This is a genomic window from Microcoleus sp. B4-C2 (assembly GCF_036705265.1).
Classification (GTDB): domain Bacteria; phylum Cyanobacteriota; class Cyanobacteriia; order Cyanobacteriales; family Microcoleaceae; genus Microcoleus.
Map to the genome: position 1 here is coordinate 14,554 of NZ_JAUBUB010000028.1, position 24,893 is coordinate 39,446.

The window sequence follows — 24,893 nt, forward strand, 5'->3', positions numbered from 1 at the left end:
TCCTAGCTTTTACCTTCTGCATAAGCTTTGATAAAGCGATCGTCAAATAAGGTGCTGATATCTGGTTGGGTTTTTGCTAAATTTACATCGACGAGAAATTTAGTCATTTCGGAAGCCGCAAACGGCAATGATGTCATGTCATTTCCCGGTTGAAAGGCTTTCAAGTTTTCCTCTATCGTAAATATCTGAGTGCCGTTTTCATATTCTTTGTATTCCTCAACGCTAACTCCGGCGCGGTTGGCGAGAATCTCGTAAGATTTCTCTTTATTGGCTTTCATGTATTCCAATGTTGCAAACCATGAATTGACCAGGGCTTGCACTCGATCGGGGTGTTCGCCGATAAACTTTCGGGTGAATACCAAATGGTCAGAAATCGCCCCCGGAAAATCTTTGGAACTAAACAGTTCCTTGCTGTTTTTTCGCTTTAAGGCTTGCGTGGTAAACGGCGCAAATACTGCCACCGCATCGACTTGTCCTCCGACGAAAGCTGCCGCAGCTTTGCCGGTTTCCAGCGGTACAAATTGAATATCTTGCACTGATAAACCTGCTTTTCTCAGCCCTAACAGCAATAGAAAGTGATCGACAGTACCCTCCTCGGCTGCAACTTTTTTGCCTTTCAAATCGGCAACGGAATTGATGCCTTCGGCGACAATCACTTTGTCATTTCCCGTCGAGTTGTCGTTGACTAAAACAATTACTTGGTCGGCGCCGCCTGATATAGAGTTTACGGTATCGCCGAGGGTTTGGCTGTTAGCATCTATCTGTCCTGCTGTGAGGGTGCTGATCGATTCTAAGTAGCCGTCAAACCATTTTAAGTCTACAGCAACATTGTTGGCTTCAAATATCTTTTGTTCTTTAGCAATTTGCCACGGAAACCAGCCGGGCCACGCGCTGAATCCGAGGCGAACTGCGTTAGCACTTACTGAAGAAGCTGCTTCGCTTTCAGTCGTGGTTTTGATATAAATTGCTGGGTTGACGCAGCCGACAGCGAAAAACAAGGTGATAAAAAATAGGGCGCAGTAGGACAAGGGCGATCGCATTCTTTTGGGGGAGCAATATCGGATATTCATAGCATATTCTGGTTGCTGGTTAGAGGTGAATATGTCGATCGAGCTTTTGCACCTTCTTTGGCTTCCTTAGCTTCCGCAAACCCCCTTGATATACAAGGATAAAGCCCGAGAGCTAACGAACCGAGTCTTGCTGACCGATCGCGTTTCTCCCGGGCTTTTATCCCGCCGTGTAACTGGCTAGTGTTTCCCTCAAATTAATAAAATATTGGGATGACCAGTCTGCTTCTCTCGGACCAGCACTTGAACTTTCTAAGCTGACTTAGAAACTGATTCAAATCGGAACCCTAGAAGCGGTTAAATTTTTTCGGTTTTTGTCTGTATACAGCACTTTTCAGGTAAGGTACCTAGCCCTTGTAGGGACACTCCAAAAGCCAATTGATTTCAACTTTCCACGTTAAACCCCTAGTCCGACAGGGGTTGAAACCCCTGTCTCAAAGCTAAAGTCCTCTGAAGAGGACTAATAAAAATTTTAAACTCATTAGTCCTCTTCAGAGGACTTTAACTATTAGACAGGGAATTCATTCCCTGGCGGACTCAGGGATTTATCCTAGACTGTTGATTGCTGCAATTCACTTACTTTTTTTAAAGATAAGCATACTGTAGCGTGCAATCTTACTAGATTGCTACGTTTCAAACCCTAACAGCAAACTTGATGCAAAAATGTGTAAAATGTTACAAAAAACCGTTTTTCTCGAAGTAAAATTAAAATTTTTGGAAGATTAAACCGGGCAATGAGATGGGGCGATTGTCGATCGCGAAGTTTATCTGCACAAAAAGACGAAACCAGCAAGGTCATGGTTGAAGATTTCTTGAGAAATACTTCGAGTCCTAGACTGGATGCGAGTACGATCGACAATGCGGTAAACTAACATTCTATTTGTTGTAATAACGATCGCCTAACACAGCCTGTGAAGTCAAATCCGTTAGCATTGGAATTATTCATCTCTCTCCGATCTCCCTCTGCGTTCTCTGCGTTCTCTGCGGTTAAATCATCCTCATATAACCAGAAATGATATGAAGTCAAATCTTCAATCTAAAATCTAAAATCTAAAATCTAAAATCGACTGACCGTGCACTATGGAAAAATTTAACTACAGCAACAGTCTCGACATTCATTCGCTGCTAGATCGCTACCGCACCGGCTCGATCGCGCCTGCAGATACGATCGCCAGCGTGTACGATCGGATCGAACGCTATGCAGATCCGGCAGTATGGATTTATTTAGCACCGCTGGCGGAAACCCTCGAACGCGCCAAAGCTTTGGAAAACCTAGACCCGCAGCAGTTGCCGCTCTACGGAATACCTTTTGCGATCAAAGATAATCTCGATTGGGCGGGCGTTCCGACTACGGCGGGATGTCCTGCGTTTGCTCGCACTCCAGCGCGATCGTCCGCAGTCGTAGAGCGCCTGTGCGCGGCAGGTGCGATCGCGATCGGCAAAACAAACATGGATCAGTTTGCCACAGGATTAGTGGGAACCCGCACGCCCTATGGAGTTTGCCGCAATCCGTTTGATCGGCGCTACATCCCCGGCGGATCGAGTTCCGGTTCCGCCGCAGCAGTCTCGGCCGGATTGGTAAGTTTTGCTCTGGGTACCGATACCGCAGGATCGGGGCGGGTTCCCGCTGCTTTTACCAACATTGTCGGGCTGAAGTCAAGTTGCGGCTCGATCAGCACTCGCGGCCTACTACCAGCGGTGCGATCGCTCGATTGCGTTTCTGTGTTCGCTCTCACCTGTGCGGATGCGGCCTCCGTGCTGCAAGTAGCCAGCGGTTTTGACGCTGAGGATGCGTTTTCTCGTCGCCCAGAAACGAAAGTTTTGCCGGATTTATCCAGCTTACGGGTGGGAATTCCCGCAGACGGCGAACTCGAATTTTTTGGGAATGCAGAAGCCGAACAGCGCTACCGAGATGCTCTGGCGCGCTTGCAATCATTGGGCTGCACGATCGCATCTATTGACTTCAAACCCTTTGCGGATGCTGCCGAACTGCTCTACGGCGGGCCTTGGGTAGCAGAAAGGTTGGCTGCGATCGGCGATTTCCTCGACGCGCACCCAGATGCGATCGATCCGATCGTCTACGAAATTATCAGCGGCGGCAAACGCTACGATGCCGTCTCTGCCTACCGCGCGTCGTATCGGTTGGCCGAACTCCGCCAGCAAGCTGAAATTCAGTGGCAGTCAATGGATGTTTTGGCTGTTCCCACGACAGGCACGATTTATACTGTCGCAGAAGTTGCAGCCGAGCCGATCGCGCTCAACACCAATCTCGGCCGCTACACGAACTTTGCGAACTTGCTCGATTTGTGCGCGATCGCAGTTCCCAGCGGGTTTCAAAGCAGCGGATTGCCCGCAGGATTGACACTGATGGCTCCTGCGTGGCACGATCTATCGCTCTGCAGCCTGGGATCTGCTTTCCACGCTAGCTTGGGGGGAACTTTGGGCGCAACCGGTCTGCAGCTGCCAACCGTCCCGGAACCCGTTATCGCAGCCAAATCTGACTCAGAAGAACGAGTCAAAATAGCCGTGGTTGGCGCTCATTTGAGCGGTGAGCCGCTGAATTATCAACTAATCGAGCTCGGAGGCATTTTGGTTCGCGCCTGCCGTACCAGCCCGATTTACAAGCTGTACGCTTTGACGGGTACTGCTCTGGGCAAGCCGGGATTGGTGCGTCAGATAGAGGGCGGTAGCGCGATCGAGGTGGAAGTTTGGGAGTTGTCGATCGCGGCTTTCGGCGGATTTGTCGCTAAAATTCCCCCGCCGCTGGGAATTGGTACGCTGGTGTTGGAGGACGGCTCGACGGTGCAGGGCTTTTTGTGCGAATCTTATGCTGTGACGGATGCGATCGATATTTCTCATCTCGGCGGTTGGCGAGCATATAACTTCCGCTTTTAAGTTAAGTTAGAATTGCAAATTTCTACCCATCTTCAGAATCATGCCATCAGCAGTGCCACTTGTGCCAATTCCCATCACAACCCCAACCCCCACCGGCGGTGGTACCAGTCCCGGAGGGGCACTTGGCGGCACTCGCGGCACCAGCGGCCCCGACTCCCTCAGAGGTACTGCGGGCGCTAACTTGATATTTGGTTTGGGTGGCCCTGACAGCATTTTCGGCTTAGGCGGAGACGATTCCCTCTACGGCGGCGACGGCGATGACTCACTGCTGGGGGACGTTGGCGATGATTTGCTGTTCGGCGGTGCGGGCCGCGACAGCGTTTTGGGCGGCGCCGGCGACGATACTTTATACGGTGGCAAAGGTTCTGACTCAATGCTGGGCGGCGATGGCAATGATTTGCTGTTTGGCAACCAAGACACCGATACTTTGTTGGGAGGCGCGGGCGATGACTCGCTGTTTGGGGGTGCCGGCGATGACTCGCTGTTTGGTGGCATCGGCAATGACTATTTATCGGGCGATCGCGGCCAAGATACTTTAACTGGCGGCACCGGAAACGATACTTTTGCGATCGGGCGTTTGGCAGACGGGGATGTGATTACAGATTTTACTGATGGTACGGATCGAATTCGCTTGACTGCCGGCCTTACTTTTGGCGAAATCACCATTTCCGCTGGGGCAGGAACTTCGCCCAGTACAATTATTCAGCTTACAAGCACCAAGGAAACTCTGGCTACTTTATTCGGAGTTGCCCGCACTTCTATCAGTCAGGCCGACTTTATTCTTTAATTGGGAATGGGGAATTGAGAATTGATAATTGGGCTGGCGGGTACTTTGTAGTTTTAAGTTTTCAATGTTTAACTTGTTAACTAAAAACCGCTTTTGCATTGCAAGTAACGTTAGCTTTCGCGTTGCGAAAAAAAGCAAACTCAAAACTTTTCATCTTCCATCTTCCCTCTTCCTGACATCTGTTATATCCGTTACATCCGTTACAAAATCCGTTGCCGAACTTCCTAATGACTACTGACGGTTTTCTTAATCTCAACAAACCTGCGGGCATGACATCTCACGACTGCGTGGGGCGAGTGCGCCGACTATTGAAACTCAAGCGAGTCGGACACGGAGGAACCCTCGATCCTGCTGTGACTGGCGTTTTGCCGATCGCCCTGGGCAAAGCAACCAGACTGCTGCAATATCTCCAACACAATAAAGCTTACCGAGGCACGATTCGGTTTGGCTTAACTACTGCTACTGACGATTTAGAAGGAGAAATTATCCATTCTCGACCGGTGCCAGAGTTGAGTTTGGAACAAGTGCAATCTGCACTGCCAAAATTCCTAGGAAAAATCGAGCAATTTCCGCCGAGTTTTAGTGCGGTTCAGGTGGGAGGAAAACGCCTTTATGAGTTAGCGAGAAAAGGCGAAACGGTGGAAGTTGCTGCTAGAAATGTTGAGGTTTTTCGACTAGAAATCTTGGATTGGCGGCCGGGGGATTTTCCTGAATTGGATTTGTCGATCGCCTGCGGGGCGGGTACTTACATTCGGGCGATCGCGCGGGATTTGGGTGCACTGTTGAATACAGGCGGTACTTTGGCTTGTTTGACTCGCACCGAAAGTAGCGGTTTTTCGATCGACCAAAGTCTCAGTTTTGAAGAATTAGAACTGCAATTGCAGGAGAATAAATTTTGCCCGATTTTGCCATCGGCGGTTTTGGGACATTTAGGTGCGATCGTCCTTTCCCCTGAATATACCAAACGCTGGTTTCAAGGACAGCGCCTCCCGATTCCCGAAACGTCGATCGGATCGGAGGAGGAAAGTAGCAACCATCCCCCCCACAACCCCATACCCGAACATCCCTATCCCTTGCAGGTGTACGATCGAGACGGTAATTTTTTAGGTATCGGTCAAGTAGCCAACTCAGAGACAAGTACCATATTATCTCCTCAAATTGTGCTTTAAGTATCTAAAATAATAATGAAAAAAGGTATAATTGGTACAGAAAAAGTTGGCGGAACTCTAACCGCTGGGAATGCTCTCGATGCACCTAGCTTACAGCGGTACCGGACGAGATTGGCCTATTAATCTAATCAATCGCTGAGGTAAAAATTGTGAAAATATTGCTGATCGGATTAATCCGAGGCTACAAAATGGGAATTTCTCCTTACCTGCCTAACGCCTGTAGATTTCAGCCCACTTGTTCGCAATACGCGATCGAAGCAATAGAAAGATTTGGGGCGGCCCGCGGCAGCTCAATGGCAGTTAAGCGGATTTTGCGCTGTCATCCTTTTCATCCAGGGGGTTACGATCCAGTACCTCCTGCAGATAGCGAAGGCAATTAGTTATTAGTTAGAATCCCGATTTTAGTGATTAGTTAATAGGGCAAATAGCCGTTACATCCTCATGGCTAAAACTCCTGGGGGGAATCAGTCCCTAAGAGGGTTAAATTCTCACAATTAGTGGTGTTTTTTAACCCAAATTCAGTAAAATTACTGTTATCTTTCAAAACTCAGCAGCTATATAATGGTACAAACAGAGTACAGGGGATGCGAGTTGATATGTCTGCTACCGCAATCGGATACAAAATGTTGTCCCATACTCTGGCTGTACTCAGCCAGAAACAAGCAACGGGGAAACTGGTGTTAGAGCAAGGGGAACAACAGTGGCAACTTTACTTTTTTCAGGGTAGTTTGGTGTATGCCACGGGAGGAGCGCACAGAGCGAGACGCTGGTACAGGGCGATCGGGCAACACTGTCGAAACTTTCAAGTGGATCTCAGAGACCTCAATGCTGGAGAACTGTGGGAATATCAACTGCTTCAGCGAGGGATAGCAGCCAGCGAAATGAGTCTGGAACAAGCTAGGGCGATCGTCCACACCAGCCTTTCGGAAGTGTTATTTGCTCTGATCGGTCAATCGGGTTTGCGCCGGGAGTGGCGTCCCTCCCAGAAATATTTTTCTACCATTACCTCTTCTTTGCTGCTGTCTTTAACAGAAGTAGAAAAAATTCTGTGTTGTACAGAAGAAATTTGGCAAAAGTGGAAAGCAATGGGTTTGTGGCTTGTAGATCCAGAACAAGCACCGCTTTTAAAACCGTCGGCCCAGTTGCAGCAAAATCGATTTAGTTCTAATTCTTTGATCGCTTTGGGTAACGTATTCAACGGCGAGAATACTCTTTGGGATATTGCATTTAAGAAAAAGCAGTGCGTGACAGTGGCAACTCGCGCTTTAGTTAATTACATCAAGCAGGGTTTAGTAAATTTCCGAACAGTACCAGACTTGCCGTCGCCTATAGAACAGTGGCGCCTGGCGGCGGCGATCGCAGGGCCGGGTCGCCCTTTGATTGCCTGTATCGATGACAGTCCGACAGTATGCGAATTTTTAGAGCAAATTTTATTGCCGGAAGGGTATCGAGTCCTAAAAATTCAAGATCCCATGCAGGGAGTGGGCCTCCTCGCCAAACAAAAGCCTGCTTTAATTTTTATGGACGTGGTGATGCCGAAGACAAGTGGCTTTGCTTTGTGCAATTTTTTGCGAAAGACACCTGCTTTTCGGGAAACTCCGATCGTGTTTTTGACCAGTCAAGACAGTATAATTGACCGCACGCGAGCGAAATTGACAGGTGCTTCCGATTTTTTGAGGAAGCCAGCCAATCCCGAACAGGTTTTGCAAATAGTTGACAAGTATTTGAAGGTAAAAGGCGATCGCTACCATTCAGCTATTCGCCCCCATGATTTACTGAACTCGCACCAACTTACCTTGGCAAATTCTTGAACCAAAATTAATGAACACAATAACCCCTTGCTGGGTGCGTCAGTTCCTGACGCACCCTACACTCATTGTAAAATAAAGACGCAATCGAATTTAAGATAATTAATTATGAGTAATGTTACGATCGATCGCACCCCGCAGGTGAGCGTAGTAATTCCGGCTTACAACTGTGCAGCTTACGTCGGCCAAGCCGTAGATAGCGTTCTGCACCAAACCTATACTAACTGGGAAATTATTGTCATAGACGACGGTTCCAAAGATGACACTAGATTAGTTTTAGAGAAATATGGCGATCGAATTCGCTACATTTACCAACAAAATCGAGGAGTTTCGATTGCCAGAAATCACGGCATCGAGCTAGCGCGAGGAGAATTTATCGCCTTTCTCGATGCTGACGACTACTTTTTCCCCGACAAATTAGCAGCACAAATGGCTGTATTTGCAGCGCGACCAAATCTAGGAATAGTTCACAGCGGCTGGCGTCTAGTTAATAGTATAGGCGAACCGCTAAAAGATGTCAAACCCTGGCAAAATGTCCCTAAATTAGACTTAGAAATGTGGCTGCGGTGGAAACCAGTATTACCCAGCGCGATGGTATTTCGCCGTCAGTGGTTAGAGCGCGCCGGCGGATTTGATCCTCGATTTCCCCCGGCGGAAGATACAGATTTAGTGCTGCGTTTAGCCTTAATGGGATGCGAAGCAGAGTGGTTGCAGCAAGTAACTGTTTGCTACCGCCAGCACGAACAAAGCGCCATGTACAAAGGTTTACCGCAGGCTAAATCCCTCGCCGCAGTCATGGACAATTTTTTTGCCCGCCCCGAATTGCCGGATAAAATACGTTTGTTGGAAAAGCAAATCAAGTACAGTACCTTAGTTTGGATTGCTTGGTATTTGTACCGCACCGGTCATTCTGTTGAGATGGTAGAGTTTTTGCAGCGTTCTTGGAATTATACGCCTTATTTGCCTGTGGAAACGGTAATTAATTGGGCGGAAGCTTTCGCCGAGTTTTCGCAGGATGCGGGAAATGAATTCGATGCAGATTTGTTAGCTCAATCTCCAGAGTGGGAGCAGTTAATGCAGTGGATTATTCTCGGTACGCCAGCTTGATTGAAAGCTTTTCCATTGCACTGATATCGTTTACGGTTGCATAGGAATTATTTAACCGCAGAGAGCGCAGAGGACACAGAGGAAGAGAAGAGAGGTTTTTCGCATTTCTGGCTATGTAAAATCTGCATAAACTTTATTAGGCTTCAGTTTGAGTTTCTGCTTCAGTAAAAATTGGCGGCCACAGTTCAGCAATTGGCAATTCCCAACCAGGGAAAAGTTCGGGGACAGTCAAAATATCTTCATTTCCCAACACAATCGGTTCACCTTCCTGACGATAAACTGTAACAGTTTCTTCATCTGGATCGATCAAAATTCCTACTTGCGCTCCGAGTTCTAGGAAATTCTGAATCTTTTTTTCTAGCGGTTTAATGCGATCGCTCTGTGATTTAATTTCTACTACTAAATCTGGGACTAATTCTCCAAAATAACGGGGACTTTGCCTGAGACGTGCCGCTCGAACAAAAGAAACATCAGGTGCTGTAAGGTTAGCATCAGGTAAAATAAAGCCGCCTGCGGAGTCAAAAACTCGACCCAAACGGCGGGGATAAACCCAATTGGCGAGCAGCCAACTGAAAATTACACCTATTTCGCTAGATACAATGTCTGACGGGCCCACAATGATAATCCTCCCGCTTTCTAGTTCAACTTGGTAGTCTTGACCGGCTTCTTTGAAGGTTTTTTGGACTTTTTCTAAGTCTTTGAGTGTCATCATACGATTTTAGATTTTAGATTTTAGATTTTAGATTTTAGATTTTATAATTATCTGCAACTGACGCACTCTAAATCATATTGGTTATTGCTTATTGTGTCAGGTGCGTCAATCTATTTTAGATTTTAGAATTGAAGAATTATCTGCAACTGACCAAGAATTTCTTGATGGTACCCGCCACGTGATTTATCCGTGGAATCAATCCAAAATCGCAAATCGCAAATCCTCAAGCCCCCGCATTTATCCGTGGGGTCGCCTCTAAAATCTAAAATCTAAAATCTAAAATCGATTGACGCACCCTACAGGTTGGTTATTCCTTAGCAGAAAAGGAGTTGCCGCAGCTACAGCTTTGGGCGGCATTGGGATTGTGAAATCGGAAACCTCCGCCCATCAAGTCTTCTGAATAATCCAAGGTGAGCTCATTGAGATATTTTAAGTGCTGGGGGTCGATCGCAACGGAAATTCCCTCCGACTCGCATACAGCGTCTTCTGGGGCTGGCGCATCGTCAAATGCCATTGTATAAGACAAACCGGAGCAGCCGCTCGCTTCCACGCCCAGACGAAATAAAGCATTGGGGTTCGGATGCTTCGACTTGAGGCGCGTTACTTCAGTTGCTGCTGTTTTGCTCAGATGAATCATTATGAGTAATTGGTAATTGGGAAGTAATGTTGAGTTTTGAAAAGGTAGAATGTGCCTAGGCGTGTACCTTACGCGGAGAATGTAGGGTGCGCCGCGCCGCGCACCATACTCCTATATTTTTAGCAACTTGAGTTACTTAGCCTTTTCAGTACGGGCATAATCGTCTTGAAAGCGTACAATATCATCTTCTCCGAGATATTCGCCATTCTGCACCTCAATTAAAACCAGAGGGATAACTCCCGGATTTTCCAGGCGGTGAGAAATGCACTGAGGAACGTAGGTAGACTGATTTGTAAACAGAACTTGTTCAGTTTCGCCACAAGTAACTTTTGCAGTACCTGAAACCACAATCCAGTGTTCGCTGCGGTGGTGGTGCATTTGCAGGCTGAGGCGGTGTCCCGACTTAACTTCGATCCGCTTAATTTTATATCCTGGGCCTTCTTCTAGAGTCGTAAATGAGCCCCAAGGCCGCAATTCTGTAGCGGCTATTCCGTTGGGTGCTGCAGGTGCGTGCAGGGTAGATACTTGAGAAATTTCTTGAATCTGAACCATGATTTTCACTCCTTGAGGATTGCTTGCTGAATCCTTTGGTAAACGACGTTGTTTTTTGAGATTAACTAATCTATAGTTAAAACCGAAGCCCACCTGCGGGGACTGGTTAGCCGACTGTAGAGTTTTGCAAGATTTGTGCTCAGCCCGATCGACCTGCCTTAACAACCATAGCAAAAGCACCATAGTAGTTGTCACCTGTTATGGGTTCGATCGCCCCAATCTACATCAAATCTTTATCTGTGGCGGCTGGTTCTTTATTTAATGGGACATCTTGCACGATTTACGGTGGTTTCGGAATGATTTAACCGCAGAGGCCGCAGAGGGCGCAGAGAAAGAGAAGAGAGAGATGAATAATTTTGATAGCAGCGGATTTTTGGTGAATTCTAATCCAGCTTTTGAGACTGCTGTTGCAAAACGGCTAGCATCTCTTGATAGAAAGGCAGCCCTTGACCCAGGCTATCGCTGGCGGTTGCGATGATTTGCAAGGTTTCGATCAGCGAGTATCGGGCCGCATCTACAATAAGATCGAGGAGAGGCTCAATCCCAGAACCCTGCTGCTGTGCTTCTGCGATCGCATCGATGTAGGCAGCACGCACCTGGTTAGAGATAATCACAATGGGATATCCAGCCCGCAACAGCAGCAGATTCATCAATAGCCGTCCCGTCCGTCCGTTACCATCCCGAAATGGATGAATCGACACAAAGCGAAGATGTGCTTCGGCTGCATACTCTAACGGATGTAACGATTTGATTTTATCACTGTTGAGCCATTCGATAAATTCCGGCATCAAACCCGAAAGCAAATAATGAGGCGGATAGAGGTATTCGGTACCGGCGGCTTTGACATCTAACTGCCGATAGCGTCCAGCTTCCTCCGGGGTGATCGCCCTTATAATTAAGTTGTGAATTTGTTTAATCTCCCATTCACCGATCTCCGTGTCCGATCGCGTTAGCATTTCAATGTAGTCGATCGCATCTCGATGTCCGATGACTTCTAGGTGTTCTCGCAAAGTTTTGCCACCGACAGTGATGCCGGTTTCTAGGACTAATTCGGTTTCGCGTTGCGTTAAGGTGTTTCCCTCAATCGCATTGGAGTGATAAGTGAACCGAACGTCGTAGAGTTTTTTCAATTCTGCAACCAGGGTGGGAGAAAGCGGACGAAAGCTATCCAACCAGGCTTTGAGTCGATCGACTTTTTGCAATTTTTCAGAAAGGTTCATCGTGGATGAGAAGGCAAAATGCTGGTGGAGAATGTCACCCAAGCGCTGAGGATAAACTCGCACTAACAACGCCATAAAGTTATTATAGGGTTGATGGGCGATCGAGGATTGAGCGGTTGAGAAAAATTGCATAGGGAATCGGTATATTTGTCGGGAGATTATGGCGACTCGACTTTTGTGGCTAATGCTAATACTTCTCTAAGGTCGATTATAATCTGCTGGGGTAGTTGTTGAGCAATCAGCTTGTTTTCACTGTGGCGGACGAATTACCCGAATCAATTTACCTGTGAGATTTTCGACAGTAGAAATAGCTTCATTAATCAGTGTAGCTTGTCTCTCAATATTCAAATCTTCTTTGCAAATAATGATACCTTTATGATCGGGTTGCAAACGGTGTAGGTGTCTAAAATCATCCCAATTGCGCGTCAAAACAGCTCGATTGTGGTTAATAGCAAAAGCTAACACATCTTCATCAGGAATCCCCAGTCCAGCATTTCCAGCTTCCTGCACTGTCAAAACATCGTGACCACAAATTCGCAGTAATTCCACGATTACCAGTGGAAAATTTTCATCTGCATAAAGACGCACCATTTGTTAATCTTCCTCATTTCTAGCGATGGCTGCTTCAATTTCCTCTGGGTGTGCCTCAGCATAAGCCCAAGCATTTGCCAAATCTGCTGCACTCAAATGAGGAAAGTCTTGCAAAATTCGCACATCACTTGCACCCAGAAGGCGATAATTTACCATCGACCAAATAGGTATGCGAGTCTTCGCAATTCTAGCATCGCCCCCACACACGCCGGGAGTTTTTTCAATTCCTTGCCAGGTATTGCTTAAACTTTGAGCTAATAGCTGTATGGCCTGAGTTTTTTCACTTGGAGTTAAGGCTAAGAGTTGTTTTTCTAATTCTTTCAGTGTCATTTTTTACAATCTCAATCATTATTACTCATCTCTCTCTTCTCTTCCTCTGCGCTCTCTGCGCTCTCTGCGGTAAAAAAAAATGCCAATATCAATTTATCATCTAATTACCAACAAACTGTCTTTCAGCCTCTTCCAGCAACCCAATAGCTTGCCCTTTAGTCACAGTTGGAAATCCATCCAAAAAATCATCAATTGATTCTCCTGCTTTCAGATAATCCAGAAGTGTTTGTACTGGAACTCTAGTAAAAGCAAAGACTGGAGTGCCGCCCATAATCTCAGGAGACGCGCTAATAATTGAAGAGTGTTTAAGCATAAATATTTAGATTTTCGGGTTCCATAGTTAACTCATCGGCTGTAACTATTTTTTCACGCTAGCTCGATCGCATCAGCTTTGATTTTTTCGTGCATCTACCCAATGCAGTAGATCCACCTATAATAAATGATACTAGATCGATCGGCATCCCACCATCTACTCTAGATCAACATCTTTTCACCACTTTGAGAGACACATCAAAATGAACAACAACGGACTGCCACAAAAGCAAGGCCTGTACGATCCGCAGTTCGAGCACGACGCTTGCGGAGTCGGATTCATCGTACACATGAAGGGTAACAAATCCCACGAAATAGTCGAGCAGGCACTAACAATCCTGCTGAACCTCGACCACCGGGGCGCGTGCGGCTGCGAACCCAACACCGGAGACGGGGCGGGGATTTTGATGCAAATACCCCACAAGTTTCTCAAGAAAGTAACGGCGGCCCTAAACATCGAACTTCCCGAAGCCGGCGAGTACGGCGTTGGCGCGATTTACTCGTCGCCAAATCGAACTGAACGGGAAAACGGCAAACGCATTTTTGAGGAAATCGCCGCAGAAGAAGGCCAGGAAGTGCTGGGCTGGCGCGATGTTCCCACGGATAACTCGTCCCTGGGCGACACCGCCAAATCTAGCGAACCCTTCATGCAGCAAGTGTTCATCCGGCGCGCCGCAGGTATTGACGAGGCGGCTTTCGAGCGGAAACTGTACGTCATCCGCAAACGGGCTCACAATGCCATCCGCAGGACTAACACAGACCCCTACTGGTACAATTCCACACTCTCCTGCCGGACGATCGTCTACAAGGGTATGTTAATGCCGGTGCAAGTCGGCGATTACTATCCCGAACTGCACGATCCAGACATGGAAAGCGCTCTAGCCCTGGTTCACTCGCGCTTCAGCACGAATACTTTTCCGAGCTGGGAACGATCGCACCCTTACCGCTACATCGCCCACAACGGCGAAATTAACACAATGCGCGGCAACATTAACTGGATGCACGCGCGGCAATCGCTGTTCGAGTCGGAACTATTCGGCGATGACTTAAAGAAAATCCCCAATTTAATCAATATCGAAGGCAGCGACTCGACGATTTTTGACAATGCTTTGGAATTGCTGACTTTGGCCGGGCGTTCTTTGCCGCACGCCGTCATGATGATGATTCCCGAACCTTGGACAGCCCACGAGTCCATGAGTGACGAGAAAAAAGCTTTCTACGAATACCATTCTTGCTTGATGGAACCTTGGGACGGCCCAGCTTCGATCGCATTTACCGATGGTACATCGATCGGGGCCGTACTCGATCGCAACGGTTTGCGCCCTTCCCGCTACTGCGTTACCAAAGACGACTTGGTAATTATGGCATCAGAAGCCGGAGTTTTGCCGATCGCCCCAGAAAGAATTGTATCAAAAGGTCGCTTGCAACCGGGGCGGATGTTCCTGGTAAATACCGAGGAAGGCCGCATCGTCTCTGACGAGGAAATTAAACATCAAATTGCCTCGGAACACCCGTACCGCGAGTGGCTCGACAAGCACATGGTCGAAATCGCCAAACTGAAAGATGCGCCTGCCGTAGCAGAATCCCATCCCGAAACATTATTGCAGCGGCAAATGGCCTTTGGCTACACCTTTGAAGAACTGCGGTTGCTGTTAGCACCGATGGCGAAAGATGGCGTAGAAGCTGTCGGCGCGATGGGTGCGGATACGCCGCTGGCGGTGCTTTCCAATCGACCAAAACTGCTTTATGAATACTTCCAGCAGTTGTTTGCTCAAGTTACCAATCCGCCGATCGATTCTATCCGCGAAGAAATTGTAACTTCTGCCGAAACTACGATCGGCGCTGAACGCAATTTGCTCAAACCGGAACCGGAAAGCTGTCATTTAATTGAACTGAAAACGCCAATTCTCAGCAATGAAGAATTAGCTAAGCTGCAACACGTAAATGAGGGCAATTTCCGGTCGATTACACTACCGATTTTGTTTGACCCCAAAAGCGGGGTAAAAGGTCTTGAACAAGCGTTAGACGAGGTTTTTGCAGCAGCAGACAGCGCGATCGCCTCCGGGGTGAATATCCTCATTTTGAGCGATCGGGGAATCAGTCCAGACAAAGCCCCAATTCCGGCGCTGCTGGCAGTTGCGGGTCTGCACCACCACTTGATCCGTAAAGGTACGCGCACGCGGGCGGGACTCGTGCTCGAATCCGGCGAACCGAGGGAAGTGCATCACTTTGCGACACTTATTGGATATGGTTGCGGCGCGATTAATCCGTATTTGGCTTTTGAGACGATCGCCGATTCGATCCGCGAAGGATTGCTGCTAAATGTCGAGTACAAAACAGCTTGCAAAAACTACATCAAAGCCGCAACTAAAGGTGTGACAAAAGTTGCCTCGAAAATTGGGATTTCCACAATTCAAAGTTATCGCGGCGCGCAGATTTTTGAGGCGATCGGCTTAAACAAATCCGTAGTCGATAAATACTTTGCTTGGACAGCCTCGCGGATTGAAGGCGTAGACCTCGAAGTCATCGCCCAAGAAGCTATTTTGCGCCATACCCACGCATTCCCCGATCGCCCATCCAGCGGACATACTCTCGATGTCGGCGGCGAATATCAGTGGCGGAAAGAAGGGGAGGCGCATTTGTTTAGTCCGCAGACAATTCACGCGCTGCAAAAGTCGGTGCGCGAGGGCAGTTATACGCTTTTCAAACAGTATTCGGGGCTGGTTAATGAACAAAACCAGCAGCATTTTACCTTGCGGGGTTTGTTGCAATTCAAACAGCGGGAATCGATACCCATTGAGGAAGTTGAGCCGATCGAATCTATTCTCAAACGCTTTAAAACTGGGGCGATGAGTTATGGTTCGATTTCTAAAGAAGCCCACGAATCGCTAGCAGTAGCGATGAACCGCATTGGTGGCAAATCGAACACCGGTGAAGGCGGCGAAGATCCCGATCGCTACACTTGGACGAACGATCGCGGCGACTCGAAAAACAGCGCGATCAAACAAGTTGCTTCCGGGCGTTTCGGCGTTACCAGCTTGTACCTTTCCCAAGCGCGGGAACTGCAAATCAAGATGGCGCAAGGCGCGAAACCCGGTGAAGGCGGACAGTTGCCAGGTAAAAAAGTATACCCGTGGATTGCCAAGGTACGGAACTCGACTCCGGGTGTGGGTTTGATTTCGCCTCCTCCTCACCACGACATTTATTCGATCGAAGATTTGGCCGAATTGATTCACGACTTGAAAAATTCCAACCGGGAAGCGCGGATTAGCGTGAAACTCGTGTCGGAAGTTGGAGTCGGGACGATCGCGGCGGGTGTTGCGAAAGCCCACGCCGATGTCGTGTTGATTTCCGGCTACGACGGCGGTACCGGCGCTTCGCCGCAAACTTCGATCAAACACGCGGGATTACCTTGGGAATTGGGACTGGCGGAAACTCACCAAACTTTGGTTCTCAACAATCTCCGCAGCCGGATTGTGGTGGAAACTGACGGTCAAATGAAAACCGGCCGCGATGTAGTAATTGCTGCCTTGCTGGGCGCTGAGGAATTCGGTTTTGCGACCGCGCCGCTGGTGACATTGGGCTGCATCATGATGCGCGTGTGTCACCTGAACACTTGCCCGGTGGGCGTAGCGACCCAAGACCCGCTGCTGCGGAAAAACTTTACCGGCGACCCCGATCACACGGTAAACTTTATGACTTTCATCGCGCAGGAAGTCCGGGAAATTATGGCGCAGTTGGGCTTCCGCACGCTGAATGAAATGGTTGGCCGCACTGATGTTTTGGAACCTCAGCAAGCTGTGGAACACTGGAAGGCTAAGGGTTTGGATTTCTCGAAAATCCTTTATCAGCCGGAGGTTGGGGCGGATGTCGGGCGCTATTGTCAGATGGCGCAGGATCACGGTTTGGAAAAGTCGATCGACATGACTGTGTTGTTGGATTTGTGCAAAGGTGCGATCGAAAATGGCGAAAAAGTCCACGCCAAACTACCGATTACCAATGTCAACCGCGTTGTCGGCACAATTCTCGGCAACGAAATCACCAAACGCAACTGGGAAGGTTTGCCGGATGACACGGTGCACCTGCACTTCCAAGGCAGCGCTGGGCAAAGCTTTGGCGCATTCGTGCCCAAGGGAGTCACCCTGGAGCTCGAAGGCGAAGCTAACGACTATTTGGGCAAGGGGCTCAGCGGCGGCAAAATCATCTTGTATCCGTCGCAGGCTTCTACCTTTGTCGCGGAAGAAAACGTGATTGTCGGTAACGTAGTGCTTTACGGCGCGACATCCGGCGAGGTTTTCATCCGAGGGATGGCGGGCGAACGTTTTGGGGTGCGTAACTCCGGCGTTAACGCAGTAGTTGAGGGTGTTGGCGATCACGGTTGCGAGTACATGACTGGCGGCAAAGTTGTAGTTTTGGGTGAAACCGGGCGCAATTTTGCAGCGGGTATGAGTGGCGGTGTTGCTTACATTTTGGATGAGGCGGGGGATTTTGCTACTCGCTGCAATATGTCGATGGTGGATTTGGAAAAATTGGAGGATGTTGAGGAAATTAGCGATTTGCGGCAGTTAATTCAGACTCACTTTGATTTGACTGGAAGTGCGAAGGCATCGAAGGTTTTGGCAAATTGGGACTCGATGGTGCCGGTGTTTGTGAAGGTGATGCCGAGGGATTATAAGCGGGTGTTGCAGGCTATTGAAAGGGCGATCGCATCGGGTTTAAGCGGTGATGATGCGCTGACGGCTGCGTTTGAAGAAAATGCTCGTGATGTCGCCCGGATTGGCGGCAGCTAGTATTAGTATGGGTGCGTTACGGCTACGGCCTAACGCACCCTACAAAACTATAATTAACTCAAGCATGGGTTTCTCGAAGCGGGCGCGAAGCAAATTCATACGTATCAAGTCAAATAATCTCATATTCAAAATATCTTGGGCGCTGACCATGAGTGATTTTCAATCTTTAAATTATGACAACCAATTTCTTAATCTAGCTTCAGAAAGCGGAGCTGATTACACTCAATTATGCAATTTTTTAGCAGAGGGCAAGTTTAAAGAAGCTGATTGCGAAACTAAACAAATTATACTTTGGGTAGCGTGCTGTGAAAAATTAGGCTATTTAGGGCATTCAGATTGGGTAAACTTTCCTTGTACAGACCTCCAAACAATTAACCAACTTTGGGTAAAATACTCAAATGAGCGTTTCGGATTTTCAGTACAAAGGTCTATTTGGCAAGAAGCGGGCAAAGATTATGACAAATTCTGCGAATACGTTAAATGGGATTCATTTAATAGTAGAATGACCTATGAACTCCGCGCTCCCCTTGGTCATCTTCCCCATACTTTTGTATATTGGTTAGGACATAGAAGAGTCATCGTCCCTGGTGGAAATAGCTGGGGATTGGGATTGCATTGGTTAGATTCCAAACTATCTGCTTGTCATCTATAAAATAATTATCGTAAATACAGAAGTAGAGAAAATTGTGCAATGGATCAACTAATCGAATATCCCAAACTAATCAAGCGTATTTTGACCGAGTATCTAGAATTGTGCAATAATCGCCCTTCTCAACCAGACCTCGAAACATTCTTAATTACCGACGAACAAAACGGTCATTACATCTGGATGAATCTTGGCTGGCAAAAGGGCGATCGCATTACCGGTATCACTGTTTACGTTCGGATTCGCGATGGTAAATTCTGGATCGAAGAAGACTGGACAGAAGATGGGATTGCAACGGATTTGGTGCGTGCAGGAGTTCCCAAGGAAGATATTGTGTTGGCATTTCACGAGCCTGCAATGCGACAGTACACAGATTTTGCAGTAGTTTCCTAGTAATTTATCAAACTTTAAATTGCTGTTGACCCACCCGTTTGATATAATGTTGTTACTAGATTGTAGAAGAGCAATCAAAAAAAAGGGATAATTATGACCGTAGAACAAGCCATTTTGGAAAATGTGAAGGTCTTATCGCCAGACCAGCAACAAGAAGTCTTAGCTTTCATCAAATTCTTGCAGTCCGATAAATGGGAAGATATCTATAAAGGACGCTTCAAAGAACTGCAACAAAAAATTCGTCAAAACACTGATATCGATCCCGATGATGACCCCACTGAAACTGTCATCGAAGGGATTCAGCAAGGCTTCCATGAGGCAATTACCGGACAAACTCTCCCCTTGTCTCAACTGTGGGATGGCATTAATGACAATTGATCCACAACCGATCCAAATTGAACTCACCCCCCGATTTCAACGAGACTTGCGAACTTTAGGCAAACGCTATCGCAACATTCGCAACGACATTCAGCCTGTAATCGTACAACTTCAAGCGGGGGAACTTCCGGGCGATCGCATTCCGGTAATGGAGTACGAAATTTTCAAAGTCAGAATTAAGAACAGCGACATTCAAAAAGGCAAAAGCGCGGGCTACCGTGCTATTTATTACCTCAAAACTAGCGATTCGATCGTTTTGGTGACTATCTATTCTAAATCAGATTTATCAGACATCGCCGCCGAAACAGTTCGAGAAATTCTAGCTCAATACGAGCAACAATTTCCCGAATCAGAAGAATTATGAATCAAGAATTTTGGAACTCGATCGTCTAAAAATAGTGGCGATTGACTCAAATTGTCGCAACTGAGAGTAAAATTGAATATCTACTTTCCATAGAGCAACGTCGCTTTGAGCCAGATTCAAATCTTAAACTTACAAAGCCTTAGCCAGGGACTCCCTGCGATTACACCTGCCTTTGGAGCCACGATCGCAGAAGCAGGTGCGATTTGTCTAACCGATGAAGCTCACCAACCAGGAGCAACACTTAAAGTTGAGGGAGAATTTTCTGCCACATTCAAGTTAGATTGGCAGCCAGTCACCGAGCAAACCCGACGATGTTGGAATGACGAAGAATATACTACCGAGCAGGCTGCTTATGGAATCGCATTCCTGTTAATTTTGCAATTAACAAATCTCACAGTCATTGAACGCTCTCGCAAAGGAACTGGATTTGACTATTGGTTAGGAAGTCAAAATTCAGCTACCACATTGCCATTTGAGCGAATGGCTCGGCTAGAGGTTTCTGGAATTCGCAAAGGCAATCAAAGTCAAATCAATACTAGAGTCAAGCTGAAAACTGAACAAACCCGCGCCTCAGACGCACAAGGCTTGCCAGCGTATATCATTGTAGTAGAGTTCAGCCGACCGATTTCTATTATTAGTGCCAAGCAAAATCCTGAAGGAACCGTACTCCAATGAGCCAGATTCAATCGCTCCACAAACAAGCAATGGATTTAGCCGAAGCAGCGGCAGTCGCCCGCTTAAGAGGTGCGTTGGAGTTGGCTGCACAATTGACGCGCCAAGCCTTTGAACAAGAAACTCAGGCCGCAGCCTTAATCGCTAGCGCCCTTGATGCTGAACCCACTCGTTCTGTGCTTCACCGCAGCGCAGCATCTTTAGCGATTGAATGTGGCGAATTACGAATTGCAGAACGTCTAATTGCAACTGCGTTATCTGGCAATCCCCCGGCAGAGATTGCTGAAGAGCTCAAAGATTTATTCATCCAGATTAACTTGAGCCAATATCTGAAACGTCAAGGAATCCACATCGACATTAAGGAACTGCGAGGACTGGTAAATCAATAGCACTCGTCGAGGGTCTAGAAACAGGTTATGGCCTTGAGTTCTTCGATTTGTTGGGGAACACTGTAGCAGTTGCGACGCTACCGGGAAGTTATTTGCGATCGCCCACAAGTGCAGACATACCTACAGTCATGATATTGTCCGAAGGCGATCGCCCCTAAAATGTTTACAAAACTAAATCTGGTATGCGATCTATATCTAGCTGTTAGAATAGATAAACCTGAGCGTTAAAATAGTAAATGTATGACAGCGTTCCTACACACTATGCAATGGAATATCTAACTTTTAGAGAAGCCGATGGAGAGGACATACAGGCGATCGTCAATATTCACAATTCTCATGCGCGCAGTCAAAATACGTCGATCGATCGCGGCTTTTTGCTAACACAAATTACTGAAGATGAGATTGTCCAAAGCTTAAATAATTCATGCAAATATTTTGTGTCAGCTAAAACCGATGGGGAAATTGTGGGATTTGTGGCTATATCACAACCCAAAATATCAGATGAAATCTTGGATAAAATTATCTGGAAAGATGAGGTTTTTAAGAAAAGAGTCACCAGCGATAGGCATTTTTATCTCGAAAGAGTCGCAACAAAGGTAGATTGGATGGGTAGAGGTGTTGCTCGATTTATGTATAAAGAAATTTATCAAGTTTTTCCAAATTCATTTATTTCACTGTTTATTGTTACCCAGCCAATAGCTAATGCTCGTTCCCTAATGTTTCACCAAAAACAGGGATTTGAACAAATAGGAACTTTGCAAATTGACCGATTTCTAGATTTAGAAAATTATGAATGTATTGTGATGTTTAAAGAAACTTGAATTTATCATGAGTGAGTCTCCCACGAGAAGCCGACATCAATCCAGCCTAACAGGAATTACCAGAAGCGAGGGACTCGATATAACTTCCTTGGCGGCTGCGATACTTCGCCTCCCCGCAGTAAAAATATTTTTCCCAAAACAAAAAGCGCCCCTATTTCTAGGAGCGCTTTTTGTCAATCTCAGGCTAAAAATTAACCGTTGATGGAAGGAGCAACCAAAGCTACTGGGGTGACTTCACTAGCAGCCAAGTCAAGCGGGAAGTTGTGAGCATTGCGCTCGTGCATTACTTCCATACCCAAGTTAGCGCGGTTGATGACATCAGCCCAAGTATTGATGACACGACCTTGAGAGTCGATAATCGATTGGTTGAAGTTGAAACCGTTCAAGTTGAAAGCCATCGTGGAGATACCCAAAGCGGTAAACCAGATGCCAACTACTGGCCATGCACCTAACAAGAAGTGCAAAGAACGGCTGTTGTTGAAAGAAGCGTATTGGAAAATCAAACGACCGAAGTAGCCGTGGGCTGCAACGATGTTGTAGGTTTCTTCTTCTTGACCGAATTTGTAACCGTAGTTTTGCGATTCGGTTTCGGTTGTTTCACGAACCAAGGAAGATGTTACCAAGGAACCGTGCATGGCGGAGAACAAGCTACCACCGAAGACACCAGCAACTCCCAACATGTGGAAGGGGTGCATCAGGATGTTGTGCTCAGCTTGGAACACGATCATGAAGTTGAATGTACCGGAGATACCCAAAGGCATACCGTCAGAGAACGAACCTTGACCAATTGGGTAAATCAAGAATACTGCGGTTGCTGCTGCAACTGGTGCAGAGTAAGCGACGCAGATCCAAGGACGCATACCTAAGCGGTAAGACAATTCCCATTCACGACCCATGTAGCAAAATACACCGATCAGGAAGTGGAAAATTACCAATTGGTAAGGGCCGCCGTTGTACAACCACTCGTCTAAGGAAGCTGCTTCCCAGATGGGGTAGAAGTGAAGACCGATCGCGTTAGATGAAGGAACAACAGCACCTGTGATGATGTTGTTACCGTACATCAAGGAACCTGCTACTGGTTCACGGATGCCGTCGATGTCCACTGGAGGAGCAGCGATGAAGGCGATGATGTAGCAGATGGTGGCGCTGAGCAAGGTAGGAATCATCAAGACTCCGAACCAACCTACATAAATGCGGTTGTCGGTGCTTGTGACCCACTCGCAGAAGCGTTCCCAGACGTTGGCGCTTTCGCGCTGCTGTAAGGTTGTTGTCATGGTTTTATGATTGCTGTATTTGGTTGTCAATGTTCGGATGATGTTTATATTATTACGCCTATCGTTAAGGTTTGTAAAGGGGTTTGACGACAGTTAAACTGATGAGTGTGATTAGGAAAGCTGATGAGAGGAAAGAGATGGCCCATCGCCCCCGCACGAAAAGAGATGACAGCGTGCACACGCGGCGCACCTCAAGCCTAACGAACGGGAGCTATGGGAGGTGGAGAAGGTAGAGGAACAGGAGCGATCGCAGGTGGAGAGGCAGGGATGCGAGGAGGTGGAGAAATCCTGAACTGCAGGAGTTGCTGGGGGGTGAGCGATCGCAAAATTCTCAGTCCGAGAGTGTCTCTGGAGATGCTTAAAGCGTAGGATGGCTCCAAATACGGGCGGAAATTGGATTTATTGTTCAAATAGCTTTCCATGAACGCTAGGCTGAGTCCGCTGAGGTAGCGGCGGGCTAAAGCTGGTTCGGGCCCGATCGCCTGTGGTGGTGGCAGAAAGAGGCTTTGAGGGGATTCCTCGATCGTTGAGAAGTGAGTCCCGTTGTTCATCAGTACGAGATATTTGTTGGGCGATGTCAGCCATGTGAACGGTTGAATTTGTTCGAGCAAAGCGGGGGCGACTGTATCGGCGCTGCCTGCGATTAGCATGACGGGGATTTGGATTTTGCTGAGGTTTGTTTCTCCGAGAATGCTGCTGGCGATCGGGTTAACGGCGATCGCAGCTTTGATGCGCGGGTCGCCGAAATTGTACTGGTTGCGCTCTAGGCCGCGGGCGCGGCACTGCAGCAGTAGGGAGAGGTTCCAACTATCGTTCTCGAGTCCGCAATCTTTGTCTAGCTGTGCAAAATTAATCCCTGCCCCGGCTAATGCTAAAGCCGTATAGCCACCGAAAGACTGGCCGATGACGCCGACTCGCTGCAAGTCGAACTGCCCTTGGTAGGCCGGATCGGTTGTAGAAAGTTTGGTTAAATAATCGAGCAGGTCTTTGATGTCGAGGGGGCGGTTGACAAATTCTGCTGGTTCTGCTACTTGATTGGCTCTGCCTGTTACTAAGTCTTGGATTTGTTGGGCGTTGCTGCCGGGGTGTTCGGGGACAGCGACGGCAAAGCCGTAGGAGGCTAGGTGTTTGGCTAAATATTGAAAGGAAATGCGATCGGAACCTAAACCGTGGGAAATTACTACTACTGGGGCCGGTTGGGGGCTGCCCTGTGGTAGGTAAATGTCCATATCAAATGTGCGATTGCGATTTGGACTCGTCAGAGTTACCGATGATTTTTTCCAAGTATAGGGGCCAGGTAGCTGGGGCTGCTGCATTTGGGCGGGCGGTATGGTGGGTTCTAAGGCTGCTTGTGCTTCCGACAACTGGGCGACTCCGGCGATCGTCTGATTGGAACGGTTGATCAGCGATGTCAGCTCGTTGGCGATACCCAAGGCGCGGGCGATGTCAATCCTGATGCCATAGGTGGGGAATTTCCGCAGCACGTTGAGAATTGTCAGGCCTTCTGGATCGGAGGCTGCTAAAATCAGGGCGGCTCGGATGGCATAAAATCCGGGCTGCCGAGCTTTGGTTTGAATTACTCGGCCCAAGCGTTTCAGCAGCACTTCTCCTTGAGGCGTGTAGAGAAATTGGGCGATCGTCACGTGGCTGATTTCAGCCTTCGCTTGCAGGGCGCTGCGAATCTCAGCTAGCTGAGATGCTTTGACGTACTGAGCGAAGCCGTCCAAGTTTGAGTCTATTTTGCCTTCTTTGGCGAAAAGTGCCAGAGATTCGATGGGAACTGATTCTTCTAGTGGCCCGTAAGTTACGTAAATTCGCTCGGCACCCATTGCCGGTGCGGCGGTGCAAACAGCAGTGAATGCACACAATCCTAGGTATTTTTGGGCGATCGAGCGCCGAGTACCCAGGGCAGCAGTGGAGAGACTCCGAAACAGACAGTTCATAAGTTTCAAACCTAGGACTTCTAATAATTAGTCAGT

The 24,893-nt window shown here is 47.7% G+C and carries 25 protein-coding genes and 1 riboswitch; of the genes, 15 read left to right on the plus strand and 10 right to left on the minus strand.

The window, feature by feature from the left end; translation table 11 throughout:
* Positions 1-2 precede the first annotated feature (2 nt).
* Positions 3-1,070, minus strand: coding sequence for an ABC transporter substrate-binding protein (locus tag QUB20_RS11210; protein WP_333246912.1), 1,068 nt, complete (start codon positions 1,068-1,070; stop codon positions 3-5).
* A 144-nt stretch (positions 1,071-1,214) separates the two neighbouring features.
* Positions 1,215-1,369: riboswitch (guanidine-I (ykkC/yxkD leader) on the minus strand.
* 432 nt (positions 1,370-1,801) lie between these two features.
* On the opposite strand from QUB20_RS11210, the gene QUB20_RS11215 reads away from it, so the two are divergent.
* The 7 genes from QUB20_RS11215 to QUB20_RS11245 all read left to right on the plus strand — a co-directional run bounded on the left by QUB20_RS11215 (position 1,802) and on the right by QUB20_RS11245 (position 8,833).
* Positions 1,802-1,939 (plus strand): hypothetical protein, encoded by a 138-nt coding sequence (locus tag QUB20_RS11215; RefSeq protein ID WP_333055115.1) that lies wholly within the window; start codon positions 1,802-1,804, stop codon positions 1,937-1,939.
* Between the two features lie 208 nt (positions 1,940-2,147).
* On the plus strand, positions 2,148-3,962 hold the full coding sequence (gene atzF, locus QUB20_RS11220; RefSeq protein WP_333246914.1) for an allophanate hydrolase: 1,815 nt from the start codon (positions 2,148-2,150) through the stop codon (positions 3,960-3,962).
* A 40-nt stretch (positions 3,963-4,002) separates the two neighbouring features.
* Positions 4,003-4,749 (plus strand): calcium-binding protein, encoded by a 747-nt coding sequence (locus QUB20_RS11225; RefSeq protein ID WP_333246916.1) that lies wholly within the window; start codon positions 4,003-4,005, stop codon positions 4,747-4,749.
* 227 nt (positions 4,750-4,976) lie between these two features.
* The gene (gene truB, locus QUB20_RS11230; RefSeq protein WP_333246918.1) at positions 4,977-5,918 is read left to right on the plus strand and encodes a tRNA pseudouridine(55) synthase TruB; all 942 of its coding nucleotides are present in this window, start codon (positions 4,977-4,979) and stop codon (positions 5,916-5,918) included.
* Positions 5,919-6,067: 149 nt separating this feature from the next.
* On the plus strand, positions 6,068-6,298 hold the full coding sequence (gene yidD / locus QUB20_RS11235; protein WP_333242926.1) for a membrane protein insertion efficiency factor YidD: 231 nt from the start codon (positions 6,068-6,070) through the stop codon (positions 6,296-6,298).
* Positions 6,299-6,541: 243 nt separating this feature from the next.
* Positions 6,542-7,729 carry a response regulator gene (locus tag QUB20_RS11240; RefSeq protein WP_333291353.1) on the plus strand — a complete coding sequence of 396 codons (1,188 nt, stop codon included), beginning with the start codon at positions 6,542-6,544 and terminating at the stop codon, positions 7,727-7,729.
* Between the two features lie 105 nt (positions 7,730-7,834).
* Positions 7,835-8,833 carry a glycosyltransferase gene (locus QUB20_RS11245; RefSeq protein WP_333246922.1) on the plus strand — a complete coding sequence of 333 codons (999 nt, stop codon included), beginning with the start codon at positions 7,835-7,837 and terminating at the stop codon, positions 8,831-8,833.
* 136 nt (positions 8,834-8,969) lie between these two features.
* Here the strand turns inward: QUB20_RS11245 and QUB20_RS11250 are convergent, their stop codons facing one another.
* From QUB20_RS11250 to QUB20_RS11280, 7 genes are all read right to left on the minus strand, one after another.
* Positions 8,970-9,542, minus strand: a complete 573-nt coding sequence (locus tag QUB20_RS11250; RefSeq protein WP_333154570.1) for a Uma2 family endonuclease — start codon at positions 9,540-9,542, stop codon at positions 8,970-8,972.
* Positions 9,543-9,852: 310 nt separating this feature from the next.
* The gene (locus QUB20_RS11255; RefSeq protein ID WP_333246924.1) at positions 9,853-10,182 is read right to left on the minus strand and encodes an iron-sulfur cluster assembly accessory protein; all 330 of its coding nucleotides are present in this window, start codon (positions 10,180-10,182) and stop codon (positions 9,853-9,855) included.
* A 132-nt stretch (positions 10,183-10,314) separates the two neighbouring features.
* Entirely contained in the window at positions 10,315-10,734 is a 420-nt protein-coding gene (locus QUB20_RS11260; RefSeq protein ID WP_333055108.1) for a phosphomannose isomerase type II C-terminal cupin domain, read from the minus strand.
* 383 nt (positions 10,735-11,117) lie between these two features.
* A complete protein-coding gene (locus QUB20_RS11265) occupies positions 11,118-12,086 on the minus strand; it encodes a Fic family protein (RefSeq protein WP_333246926.1) in 969 nt (322 codons plus the stop codon).
* A gap of 117 nt (positions 12,087-12,203) precedes the next feature.
* The gene (locus tag QUB20_RS11270) at positions 12,204-12,545 is read right to left on the minus strand and encodes a DUF5615 family PIN-like protein (protein WP_333246928.1); all 342 of its coding nucleotides are present in this window, start codon (positions 12,543-12,545) and stop codon (positions 12,204-12,206) included.
* 3 nt (positions 12,546-12,548) lie between these two features.
* Positions 12,549-12,875, minus strand: a complete 327-nt coding sequence (locus QUB20_RS11275; protein WP_333146890.1) for a DUF433 domain-containing protein — start codon at positions 12,873-12,875, stop codon at positions 12,549-12,551.
* A gap of 100 nt (positions 12,876-12,975) precedes the next feature.
* On the minus strand, positions 12,976-13,188 hold the full coding sequence (locus QUB20_RS11280) for a DUF433 domain-containing protein (protein ID WP_333246930.1): 213 nt from the start codon (positions 13,186-13,188) through the stop codon (positions 12,976-12,978).
* 202 nt (positions 13,189-13,390) lie between these two features.
* Here QUB20_RS11280 and gltB point away from each other — a divergent pair, with 202 nt between their 5' ends.
* The 8 genes from gltB to QUB20_RS11320 all read left to right on the plus strand — a co-directional run bounded on the left by gltB (position 13,391) and on the right by QUB20_RS11320 (position 21,640).
* Positions 13,391-17,977 carry a glutamate synthase large subunit gene (gltB, locus tag QUB20_RS11285; protein ID WP_333246932.1) on the plus strand — a complete coding sequence of 1,529 codons (4,587 nt, stop codon included), beginning with the start codon at positions 13,391-13,393 and terminating at the stop codon, positions 17,975-17,977.
* A 148-nt stretch (positions 17,978-18,125) separates the two neighbouring features.
* Positions 18,126-18,629, plus strand: a complete 504-nt coding sequence (locus QUB20_RS11290; protein ID WP_333246934.1) for a GUN4 domain-containing protein — start codon at positions 18,126-18,128, stop codon at positions 18,627-18,629.
* Positions 18,630-18,668: 39 nt separating this feature from the next.
* Complete coding sequence (locus tag QUB20_RS11295; RefSeq protein ID WP_333246936.1) at positions 18,669-19,016, plus strand: XisI protein; 348 nt, start codon at positions 18,669-18,671, stop codon at positions 19,014-19,016.
* Between the two features lie 93 nt (positions 19,017-19,109).
* Positions 19,110-19,394, plus strand: a complete 285-nt coding sequence (locus QUB20_RS11300) for a hypothetical protein (RefSeq protein ID WP_333246938.1) — start codon at positions 19,110-19,112, stop codon at positions 19,392-19,394.
* Positions 19,384-19,758: a type II toxin-antitoxin system RelE/ParE family toxin gene (locus QUB20_RS11305; protein WP_333246940.1), complete on the plus strand. Its 375-nt coding sequence runs from the start codon at positions 19,384-19,386 to the stop codon at positions 19,756-19,758. The genes QUB20_RS11300 and QUB20_RS11305 overlap by 11 nt, the downstream gene beginning before the upstream one ends.
* Positions 19,759-19,863: 105 nt before the next feature.
* A complete protein-coding gene (locus tag QUB20_RS11310; RefSeq protein ID WP_333246942.1) occupies positions 19,864-20,433 on the plus strand; it encodes a hypothetical protein in 570 nt (189 codons plus the stop codon).
* Positions 20,430-20,819: a hypothetical protein gene (locus tag QUB20_RS11315; RefSeq protein WP_333242973.1), complete on the plus strand. Its 390-nt coding sequence runs from the start codon at positions 20,430-20,432 to the stop codon at positions 20,817-20,819. Before QUB20_RS11310 ends, QUB20_RS11315 begins: the two co-directional genes overlap by 4 nt.
* 236 nt (positions 20,820-21,055) lie before the next feature.
* Positions 21,056-21,640 (plus strand): GNAT family N-acetyltransferase, encoded by a 585-nt coding sequence (locus tag QUB20_RS11320; protein ID WP_333246944.1) that lies wholly within the window; start codon positions 21,056-21,058, stop codon positions 21,638-21,640.
* Positions 21,641-21,831: 191 nt separating this feature from the next.
* Here the strand turns inward: QUB20_RS11320 and psbA are convergent, their stop codons facing one another.
* Together psbA and QUB20_RS11330 are read right to left on the minus strand one after the other, a co-directional pair.
* Entirely contained in the window at positions 21,832-22,914 is a 1,083-nt protein-coding gene (psbA, locus tag QUB20_RS11325; RefSeq protein ID WP_333070606.1) for a photosystem II q(b) protein, read from the minus strand.
* Between the two features lie 197 nt (positions 22,915-23,111).
* Positions 23,112-24,857: an alpha/beta hydrolase gene (locus QUB20_RS11330; protein ID WP_333246947.1), complete on the minus strand. Its 1,746-nt coding sequence runs from the start codon at positions 24,855-24,857 to the stop codon at positions 23,112-23,114.
* Positions 24,858-24,893 lie beyond the last annotated feature (36 nt).